Source organism: Moorena sp. SIO1F2 (genome assembly GCF_010672755.1).
Classification (GTDB): domain Bacteria; phylum Cyanobacteriota; class Cyanobacteriia; order Cyanobacteriales; family Coleofasciculaceae; genus Moorena.
In genome coordinates, this window is record NZ_JAAHFV010000244.1 from 1 (window position 1) to 10,014 (window position 10,014).

A 10,014-nucleotide genomic window follows, 5' to 3' on the forward strand; every position below is an offset into this window, starting at 1 on the left:
TTAGAAATTAATAGGCAAGCTTATACTGCCATCAGGGGGTTCTACGTTAATGCTGGAAAACTATGCTGGAACACGATGCTGGAAAACCATACCCACACTCAGTAGGGGGGAAGTATACTGGCTTACTCCCTCGACCTTTGACAAATAGTATTTAAATTAGACTATTCAACACCGCCGCTATTGTTGAAACTCCGATGACAACCCTTGTAATTGTCGAATCTCCTACTAAAGCTCGCACCATTCGGAACTACTTACCTTCTGGTTACCAGGTCGAAGCCTCCATGGGTCACGTCCGTGATTTACCTCAATCAGCTAGTGAAATCCCCGAAAAATACAAGGGGGAAAAGTGGGCTAAGTTTGGGGTGAATGTGGACGCTGACTTTGAACCGCTTTACCTGGTCCCTAAAGACAAGAAACAGGTTGTCCAGCAGCTAAAAGCAGCTCTCAAAGATTCTGATGAACTGATTTTGGCTACGGATGAAGACCGAGAAGGGGAAAGTATTAGTTGGCATTTGTTACAAATCTTAAAGCCCAAAGTGCCAACTAAGCGGATGGTATTTCACGAAATCACTAAGGATGCTATTCAAAATGCCCTACAAAACTGCCGTGAGATTGATGATCAGGTGGTAAGAGCTCAGGAAACAAGGCGGATTCTTGACCGACTCGTGGGCTACACCCTCTCACCCCTGCTGTGGAAAAAAGTGGCTTGGGGCTTATCAGCTGGTCGGGTACAGTCTGTAGCAGTACGGGTGTTGGTAACTCGAGAACGGCGACGCCGTGCCTTCCGCAAGGGCACGTATTGGGATTTGAAAGGGATTCTAGAAGCAGGAAGTGCCTTTGACACTAAGCTAGTAACCCTGGATCAGGTTAAAATTGCTACCGGTAGTGATTTCGATGCCAATACAGGTGACATTATCCAAGGTAGGCAGGTCAAATTGTTGAGTGAAGTGGAGGCTAAAGCACTCAAAGACAACCTGTACGATAAAGTCTGGACGGTTACTAATTTACAAGAACGACCTGTTACTAGGAAACCCTCACCCCCCTTTACTACCTCCACCCTGCAACAGGAGGCCAACCGGAAACTGGGACTATCGGCTCGTGATACGATGCGGACTGCCCAGAGTCTGTATGAAAAGGGTTTCATTACCTATATGCGTACAGACTCAGTACATTTGTCTGAACAAGCGATCACAGCAGCCCGTAGCTGCGTTGAACAAAAATACGGGGCAGAGTACCTTAGCCCCAAGCCGAGAAAGTATACCACTAAGAGCAAAGGAGCTCAAGAAGCTCACGAAGCCATTCGTCCAGCAGGGAGTACATTCAAAACTTCTCAAGAAACGGGATTAAGCGATCGCGAATTTAAAGTCTATGACCTGATTTGGAAGCGTACCGTTGCTTGTCAAATGGCGGATGCTCGACAAACTCAAATTGTGGTTGATTTGCAAGTGGAAAATGCCGGATTTCGGGCTACCGGTAAGCGCATTGACTTCCCAGGTTATCTCAGGGCTTATGTGGAAGGGTCTGATGACCCCAACGCTGCTCTAGAAAACCAGGAAGTGATTCTGCCAGCTTTGAAAGTCGGAGATCATCCTAACTGTAGAGAACTAGAAGCTATCGGTCACGAAACCCAACCCCCAGCCCGTTACACGGAAGCGACTTTGGTCAAAACCTTGGAACAAGAGGGGATTGGTCGTCCCAGTACCTACGCGAGTATTATTGGTACTATCATTGACCGAGGCTATGCTCAGAAACTGAAAAATGCCCTTGCTCCCACCTTTACGGCGTTTGCGGTTACTAATTTGCTCGAACAAAACTTTCCCGACTTGGTGGACACGAGCTTCACGGCCAACATGGAGCGCACCTTAGATGACATTGCCAATGGAGCAGCCCAATGGCTTCCTTACCTGCAGAAGTTTTATTTGGGGGAAAAGGGTCTCGATAACCAAGTCAAGGAAAGGATTAATGAGATTGACCCGATTGTTGCCCGTACTGTTGAACTCGAAGACCTCGATGCTAGAGTCCGGATCGGGAAATTTGGTCCCTATGTCGAGGTGAACAATGGCAATGGTGTACTTACTGCTTCGATTCCCCAAGACCTCACCCCAGCTGAACTCAACATTGAGCAGGTTCAGGTACTGATTCAGCAGAAAATGGAGGGGCCAGACAAATTGGGAATACACCCGGAAACTGGTGAACCAATTTATATCCTCAATGGCAATTATGGTCCCTATCTACAGCTAGGTGACGTAACAGAGGATAAGAAGAAAAAACCCAAACGTGTCTCCTTGCCTAAGGGGGTAAAGAAGGAAGATGTACACCTAGAAATGGCAGTCGGTCTCCTAGCACTCCCCCGCCTTCTCGGTCCTCATCCGGAAACAGGCAAACCGGTTAAAACCGCAATCGGACGCTTTGGTCCTTATGTTGTCCATGACCAAGGGAAGGAGGGCAAAGATTACCGCTCCCTCAAAGCTGAGGATAACGTCTTGACAATTACCCTAGACCGTGCATTAGAGCTCCTGGCACAACCTAAGAGGACAAGGGGCGGTTCTCGCAGCAAGACTAAAAAACCCTTACGGGAACTAGGGGTTCATCCTAAAGATGGCGAGCCAGTCAATATCTATCAGGGTCCCTATGGCATATATGTCAACCATGGCAAAGTTAATGCCTCTCTGCCAGAGGGAAAATCCATGGAGGAGTTAACCTTAGAAACTGCCTTGGAACTCATCGCAGCTAAGGCGTCATCGAGTAAATCTGGTAGCAAGTCCAGTAAATCAAAGACTTCTAGCAAAAAGAAAACCTCTGGGAAATCCACCAAGAAGACTACTAAGACAACAAAAGAAGATGACCAAGAGGCTCAGTTAGAGAGTGAATAAGTAATTGTACTTGCTGACAAACTGATTAAACTCGGGATATATATAATAAGGTGTGAAAACACAATTGTCAAGTGGAAACTAGGAAGTTTGAATTGAAGCAAAAACTCTTATCCTTTATTCATGTTCCTTCATCCTTCCTGCTGACCACTGCCTCTTTACTCATTTCTCTGACATTCCCCCTTTCGCCTATTCTTGCTCAAGACGAAACTAGTCTTGACCAAACTAGTCTTGACCAAACTAGTCTTGACCAAACTAGTCTTGACCAAACTAGCCTTGACCAAGTCACTCCACCCCAGCAGCTCTATGTTAAAGGTCGCCAACAGTTAAGTACAGGTCAATTACAAGAGGCTTTAGAGAGCTTCCAGAAGTACCTAGAACTTAAACGAAACATTGGCGATCGCTATCAAGAAGGAGTAGCGCTATATTTTATTGGGTGGGTTCATGATGAACTTGGTCAATATCAGTTAGCACGGTCGTTCTTTGAGCAATCGTTAGCAATTGATCGAGAATTAGGCGATCGCACCGGGGAAGGGAGTACTCTTAATAATTTGGGGTTAACGTATTCCAACCTAGGGGACGATCAAAAGTCCCTAGAATTCTATCAACGAGCCTTAGCCATCTACCGAGAAGTGAGCAATCGTGGCTACGAAGGCAGGACTCTCCATAATTTGGGGAATATATACTATAAGCTGGGTCAGGACCACCAGTCCCTGGATTACTACCAGCAAGCTCTCGATATCTATCGAGAAATACTGGATAAATCGGAAAACAATTCTTTAGTGTCACAGGCAGACCAAGGAACACTGCTTAATAGCCTAGGGTTAGTTTACCACCGTCTAGGCAACCACGAACAGGAACAGTTGTCCTATCAGCAAGCCTTGACTATTGCCAAGGAAGTAAGCGATCGCATTTCAGAGGGAATGCTTCTGAATAATTTAGGTATCGCTTACCATCGCCTAGGAAAGTACGAACAAGCATTCTTAACCTACCAACAAGCCCTAGTGATTCATCGGGAAGTGGGTTCAAAAGCTGGGGAAGCATTTACCTTGAGGACTATTGGTGCTGTACTGGCGGCACAAAACCAGCCAGAACTAGCGATTATTTTTCATAAGCAAGCAGTCAATGTATATCAGTCCCTGGGGCAAGATGTCACTAAACTGTCTCAGGAGAAACTGTCTCAGGAGCAAAAGCAGTCCTATAAACTCAACTTGGATAATGCCTATCTAAGTTTATCTGAGTTGCTGCAGCAACAAAAACGGGTGCAGTCGGCGCAACTGGTGCTAAATTTATTCCCAGTGCCAGAACAAAAAGACGATTTGTCTAATCAGGACAAGACTCAAACTAGGGTTCACGAAAAAATACCATACTTACCTGAGGAGGAGCAAATCAAAGCAGGCTATGAGGATATTTTACAGCAGCAGCTTTCCCTGAGGAAACAACTCAATCAACTGATTACTATTCCGATAGCAGAAAGAACTCCTGTTCAGCAAGACCGTATTCTTGAGTTTAGGCAAAAGGAGCAGCAGCTGACCCAGGAATTTCTGCAATTCCTCAACAGTTCTGAGGTTAAAAAGCTAGTGACACAGTTGAGGAAATAGAGTGTGGGGAGAGGGGGTAGTGTGGAGAGAGAGGGGAGAGCACAAGAGTGTGGGGAGAGGGAAGAATTAGTTTGGGATTAATTTGGTATCTTTAAATACTTTTTTTCTCATTGTTTTGATGTAAAAGCTCATCTTACTTGCCATCTCCCCATCTCCCCATCTCCCCATCTCCCCATCTCCCCATCTCCCCACACCTCCCACACCTCCGACACTTCCCTATCTTTCCAGACTCCCGACTCCCTAAAACCGAGATCGACGTAAGATTCTCCGCCAGCCATTCTTTAATGACAAGGGGAACTGGATTCGATCCCAGACACTGCGGTTATCAAAGCTAACTGGTCCTGAACCAAAGGTTGCTACCATCAATAATCCACCGATTAGTCCTAGATTTTTCAGAAATTGAATTTCTTGCATTTGATTAGAGAAATCTGTGTGAAAAATCAAGGTGGTGGGAATTAAAAATCCAATTAGCGCTAATGCTCCCCAACGAGCTTTATAGCCTAGTAATACGGATAATCCACCCCCCAACAGTATAATGATGGTGGGAATAATCAGTATACCGGGAACCCCTTTGGATTCCATCAATTGTTGAGTATATGTTGGGTTAAATAGTTTATCGATACCAGATTTAATAAAAATAGCACAAAGGCATATCCGCCCTAGGAGTGGTATGTATTTTTTCATGATTTTCAGGTTTTTTTATCAGCGCTATAACGCTATATTATAGGAAATGGAAAAGCTGAAGCTAAGCTATCAGCTATCAGCTATCAGCTATCAGCTATCAGCTATCAGCTATCAGCATATGCTTACCAACTATCTTCATTGTCGAAGCTGGGGAGATCGGGAGATGGGGAAGACTCGCTCACGGTAACCTCCTCTACCTGGGACGGTTTACTCTTTCTTTCCTTAGCCAGTTGCTCAACAGTATCACTAATCACAACCGTTAAGTTTTCCCGGGTTTGAGCATGGTTGGCTTGCTCAGTCTTTAAGGCATCAATTAAGCGATCGCGTTCTGCCATGACCGACTTAAGGGTTGCCCTTAATTCCTCAACCGTTTGCAGTTGTTCCAGATTCTGCTCAATACTCGATACCTTCTCCAGTTGATCTGATTTGAGTTGAAATCCGTCTTGTTGTAATTTTTGCAGTTGAGCCTTGAGAGTTTCGATTTGCTCTTGAGCGAGTTGGCTTTCTATACGCCTTTGCTGAGCTTCAGTATTATATAACTGACGCCAATGAGCTGCACTTTTATCCGCAGCCTGGCACTCTTTAATGCTATCGGCCAGCTGCTGCTTCAGTTCCTTGATTTGGGCTAACCATTCGGTAAGCGACCCATTGTTGCTCATCAACAACTACTCCATCGGCTATGGCACTGATCAAATAAAATATAATCAAATTTAATCACGGTTGAGGGGGTGTGGTTAACGGTCAACTGTCAATAAAATAGTAAAGTGTGTCGATTGAACTACTGAACACTAGTAATGGGCAAACTATAGGTAAAATTGGCAAATTAATTCATAGCAAGCCCCTGTAGAAATCAGAACCTATGCTATCTAAGCGTTTTTTTCTTTTCTTCCGTTTCTTTGGTTACCTGAATCTGGTAACCCTCAGGGAGACTTTCACCCGTGCGATGGAACGTCGCTTAATGGGTCTATCTGCTGAAATGGCATATAACGCCATGTTAGCTCTGTTTCCAGCAATTTTGGCAATTCTGACAGCGATTGGCTTGTTTGAATATTCCTTACAATTAACCTGGTACCACCACCCTCCCGAGCTGAGTGAAGTGGCACAGAATGAAGCTCTGAGAATGATGAAGGAAGTGGGTCCGGCTCAGGCACTGGAGCCGATTGAGAAATTTACCGAGCAGATTCACCTCAGCACCAATAGCAGTCTATTTTCCCTGAGTTTTATCATAGCCATTTGGGTATCTTCTGGGGCACTGAGTGCAGCGATGAATGCCCTTGATCACATCCACAACATTCCCCGAGAGCAACAACGACCCTTTTGGAAAGCTAAGTTGATTTCTCTGGGCTTAACCATTGGTAGTATCATACTGCTGGTGATTGCCTCTTTTTTGGTATTTATCAGTCACTGGGTGCTAAAAACAGTCGTTGATACGAGTGGATATTCAATCTTGTTGACACTATGGAGTATGTTGACCTGGCCCGTAGCCTTGAGTATGGTGGCGGCATCCTTTGCCTTTATCTATCGCTACGGACCAAGCCGTTGGCAGATCGGAACACCGATATTGCCAGGAGCAGTTTTAGCAGCCATTTCCTGGGCAGTGGCTTCAGGGTTGTTTCGGCACTACGTTGGTGCCAATTTCACCAATTACAACAAAGTCTATGGTACTGTAACAGCTGTGATTATCTTACAGGTTTGGCTTTACATGACTTCTCTGGTACTGTTATTAGGGGACCAGTTGAATGTGATAGTAGGAGAAGCAATACAAGCATCCCATCGGAGACCTAGACCAAGAAAATTAGCCAAGGCCAAAAAATAATCATATGAGCTGAAACACTTTTGAGAATTAAGAATTGAGAATTGAGAATGAAGAATTGAGAATGAAGAATGAAGAATTAAGAATTAAGAATGAAGAATTGAGAATGAAGAATGAAGAATTAAGAATTAAGAATTAAGAATTAAGAATTCTGCCTTCTGTCTTCTGCCTTCTGCCTTCTGCCTTCTGCCTTCTGCCTTCTGCCTTCACCATTCACCATTCTGCCTTCACCATTCTGCCTTCTGCCTTCACCATTCACCATTCTGCCTTCACCATTCTGCCTTCTAAATTCTGCCTTCTAAATTCTGCCTTCTAAATTCTGCCTTCTAAATTCTGCCTTCTAAATTCTAAATTCTAAATTCTAAATTCTAAATTCTACATTCTGCATTCTGACAAACAACCTTCAACCTATTAAACCCCATGAGGAATGATCGCAAAACATCGACCTTAAGGCGTGTACGTCGGGTAAGCTACCTACTGGATAATGCTATTCCTATCCCTGGAACACGTTATCGGATTGGTTTAGATCCCATCATCGGTCTGTTACCAGGGGGGGGCGACTTTGTGGCAACTATCATTTCATCATACATTGTGGTAGAAGCAGCACGACTGGGAGTGTCTCGATCTACCTTGGTGGAGATGGTGCTAAATATCCTTCTTGAGACAGTTAGTGGTTCTATACCGGTCTTAGGGGATTTGGTGGATGCGGCGTGGAAGGCAAATGTCAAAAATGTTGAGCTGTTAGAGAAAGAACTAAATGTATCATCATCAACACCACAAAAATCCGATTGGTTGTTTCTGATCTTACTGTTGTCAGGGTTGGCTGTAGTTTTGGTAGTTGCTGTGGGGATTAGTCTTGCGATCGCAGCCTGGGTGATCAGGACAATTACTAGCTGATCAACAATGTCTGGGGTTGCTGAATGGAAGTAAAAAGACACAAACTATGGCAGAAAAACAATTAGCGCAATTTTCCCTAGCGGATGGAACTACATTTTTGGTAGAAGTGGAAGAACCAGAAAGCCGTGGTATTGAGCGAGTCAGCCTGGGATCGGGAAAACAAGTCATAAAGGCACGGCAGACCTTTGAAGAAGCCCTAGATCAAATCAAACCGGTTGCTTCTGCGGTGATCACTAAATTGCGCGACCTCAACCAACCTGCTGATGAAGTGGAAGTAAAATTTGGTTTGAAATTGACAGCAGATGCGGGAGCCGTGTTTGCCTCTGTTGGTGGCGAAGTGAGCTATGAAATTACCTTAAAATGGAGCAGTAATAAGAATCAGGCCAAGTAGAGGATTAAGTAAATGGATTTTAATGCCCATAAGACGTCAATTATTCGGCTCTTTAATCAAGACCAAGTAGTTGGTATTGGCTTTCTGGTATCGGAACACTATGCGTTAACCTGTGCTCATGTCGTAGCAGAGGCATTATTAATTGATAGGACGACACCGAGCTGCCCTGAGGGAGAAATAAACGTTGATTTTCCGTTACTTAATTCGACAGATAAATTTTCGGCGAGGGTGGTTTGCTGGCATCCTGTATCTCCTTTACAAGATTCCGAAGAAGCGATAGAAGATATTGCGGTTTTGAAGCTTGATCACCTTCCTGCGTCTGCTCACCCGACTCGGGTGATATTATCAGAAAACCTTGCAAATAATCGATTTAAAGTATTTGGCTGTCCTAGGAAAGTTTCGTTTGGAGTTTGGGCAACTGGGGTATTATCGGAGCAAAATGCTAAACAATGGTTTCAACTGGAAGATACTAAGGTAACTGGATACGGGATTGAAGCAGGATTTAGTGGTTCTCCGGTTTGGAATGAAGAGTTACAGGGAGTGGTGGGGATGGTAGTTGCGGCAGACCGCAAGCGAGAGGCAAAAGTCGCGTTTATGATTCCGACACAGATTTTAGTCAAAGCTTGGTCAGATTTGGAGTCAATTGTGATCCGAACTCAGGAAATAGAAAAGCCAGTTAAGCCAGGTTTGTTACCTGCTAAGAAAAAGTTTCTCGAACAACGAAAGAGAGAGTTGGAAGAAAACGTCGAAGCGGTCAGAAAGCAAATGGGGTTTACGTCAGATTTAGATAAATCTCGAAATTTGGAACAAAAAATAACTTTCTATTTTGAAAAAATAGAAGAAATTGACAGAGAGCTTGGGGGTTTTTAGATAAAAATTTCAAAAATGACAACTAGCACAGAAATCGAAAATCTACAAAAAATTTGTAATCTATGGAATCAACGCATTGAAGATGTCATAAAAGAGATGAGTTTCACTTCAGAGCTGGATCAGCTGGAAAATTTAGATAGAAAGTTTCAGTACTACTCTGAACAACTCAAAAAGTTCGAGAATAAACTCAATTTATTAAAAACTAAGAGCGATTCCTCCGCTAGTCCTAATCCACAACATACTATTTCTAATAAAATATCTAAAATTAACTTCCATAACCAAAAAAAAATCGTCAATTATATTCTAGACAATTGTTTAGGTGAACAAGGAGGCTTGGCTTTATTTTTACTTGACAATACCTCCTTGATGCGAGGAGATTTATGTGTTGCAGAAATTCAATACTATCTTAGTAGCAAAAGTTATGGTAAACTTAAGTATTGTCCTATAGACCCCTTCTTAAGACCTGATATTTCCGATGAGCGAAGTTTGCTAAATGCGATCGCGGATTATTTTAAGCCAATTGAACCTCATCCCAATGATCAACAATACATCCATAAAATTATTGAGAAGATCGGTGACAGTGTACAGGGAGGAAGCATTGTTTTTTTTGATTTTACCAATTGGGATTCTCTTACTGAAAATGATGATAGACTTTTATCTTGGTTTATTGAGTATTTTTGGAAGTCTTTGAACCAAAAACATCAAGATATTTCCCAGGATTACTCTTGGGTTAAGTTTTTGTTGTTTTGTTCTATAAGTTCACCCCACCTGTAATTCAACGGAATATCCTAGAAAATCCTGGTTGGTACACGGCTTACACCCCTTACCAAGCAGAAATTGCTCAGGGGCGACTCGAAGCACTACTCAATTTCCAGACAATGATTATAG

Annotated in this window: 11 protein-coding genes; 8 read left to right on the top strand and 3 right to left on the bottom strand. The window is 43.5% G+C overall.

Annotated elements, in window-relative coordinates; genetic code table 11:
• Positions 1–194 precede the first annotated feature (194 nt).
• Together topA and F6J94_RS23620 are read left to right on the top strand one after the other, a co-directional pair.
• A complete protein-coding gene (gene topA, locus F6J94_RS23615; protein ID WP_293044660.1) occupies positions 195–2,873 on the top strand; it encodes a type I DNA topoisomerase in 2,679 nt (892 codons plus the stop codon).
• Positions 2,874–2,965: 92 nt separating this feature from the next.
• Complete coding sequence (locus F6J94_RS23620) at positions 2,966–4,471, top strand: tetratricopeptide repeat protein (RefSeq protein ID WP_293044662.1); 1,506 nt, start codon at positions 2,966–2,968, stop codon at positions 4,469–4,471.
• 128 nt (positions 4,472–4,599) lie between these two features.
• Here F6J94_RS23620 and F6J94_RS23625 read toward each other — a convergent pair whose 3' ends face one another.
• From F6J94_RS23625 to F6J94_RS23635, 3 genes are all read right to left on the bottom strand, one after another.
• A complete protein-coding gene (locus tag F6J94_RS23625) occupies positions 4,600–4,749 on the bottom strand; it encodes a hypothetical protein (protein ID WP_293022240.1) in 150 nt (49 codons plus the stop codon).
• The gene (locus tag F6J94_RS23630) at positions 4,712–5,155 is read right to left on the bottom strand and encodes a DoxX family protein (protein ID WP_293022242.1); all 444 of its coding nucleotides are present in this window, start codon (positions 5,153–5,155) and stop codon (positions 4,712–4,714) included. Before F6J94_RS23630 ends, F6J94_RS23625 begins: the two co-directional genes overlap by 38 nt.
• 122 nt (positions 5,156–5,277) lie before the next feature.
• Positions 5,278–5,814, bottom strand: a complete 537-nt coding sequence (locus tag F6J94_RS23635) for a hypothetical protein (protein ID WP_293022244.1) — start codon at positions 5,812–5,814, stop codon at positions 5,278–5,280.
• A gap of 200 nt (positions 5,815–6,014) precedes the next feature.
• Here F6J94_RS23635 and F6J94_RS23640 point away from each other — a divergent pair, with 200 nt between their 5' ends.
• The 6 genes from F6J94_RS23640 to F6J94_RS34400 form a co-directional block, all read left to right on the top strand.
• Entirely contained in the window at positions 6,015–6,971 is a 957-nt protein-coding gene (locus F6J94_RS23640) for a YihY/virulence factor BrkB family protein (RefSeq protein ID WP_293022246.1), read from the top strand.
• A 417-nt stretch (positions 6,972–7,388) separates the two neighbouring features.
• Positions 7,389–7,865 carry a DUF4112 domain-containing protein gene (locus F6J94_RS23645; protein ID WP_293022247.1) on the top strand — a complete coding sequence of 159 codons (477 nt, stop codon included), beginning with the start codon at positions 7,389–7,391 and terminating at the stop codon, positions 7,863–7,865.
• A gap of 46 nt (positions 7,866–7,911) precedes the next feature.
• On the top strand, positions 7,912–8,256 hold the full coding sequence (locus tag F6J94_RS23650; protein WP_293022248.1) for a CU044_2847 family protein: 345 nt from the start codon (positions 7,912–7,914) through the stop codon (positions 8,254–8,256).
• A gap of 12 nt (positions 8,257–8,268) precedes the next feature.
• On the top strand, positions 8,269–9,126 hold the full coding sequence (locus F6J94_RS23655; protein ID WP_293044664.1) for a trypsin-like peptidase domain-containing protein: 858 nt from the start codon (positions 8,269–8,271) through the stop codon (positions 9,124–9,126).
• 15 nt (positions 9,127–9,141) lie between these two features.
• The gene (locus tag F6J94_RS23660) at positions 9,142–9,900 is read left to right on the top strand and encodes a hypothetical protein (RefSeq protein WP_293044666.1); all 759 of its coding nucleotides are present in this window, start codon (positions 9,142–9,144) and stop codon (positions 9,898–9,900) included.
• The coding region (locus tag F6J94_RS34400) for a hypothetical protein (RefSeq protein ID WP_367142261.1) at positions 9,873–10,014 on the top strand (142 nt) is incomplete at its 3' end. The genes F6J94_RS23660 and F6J94_RS34400, both read left to right, overlap by 28 nt.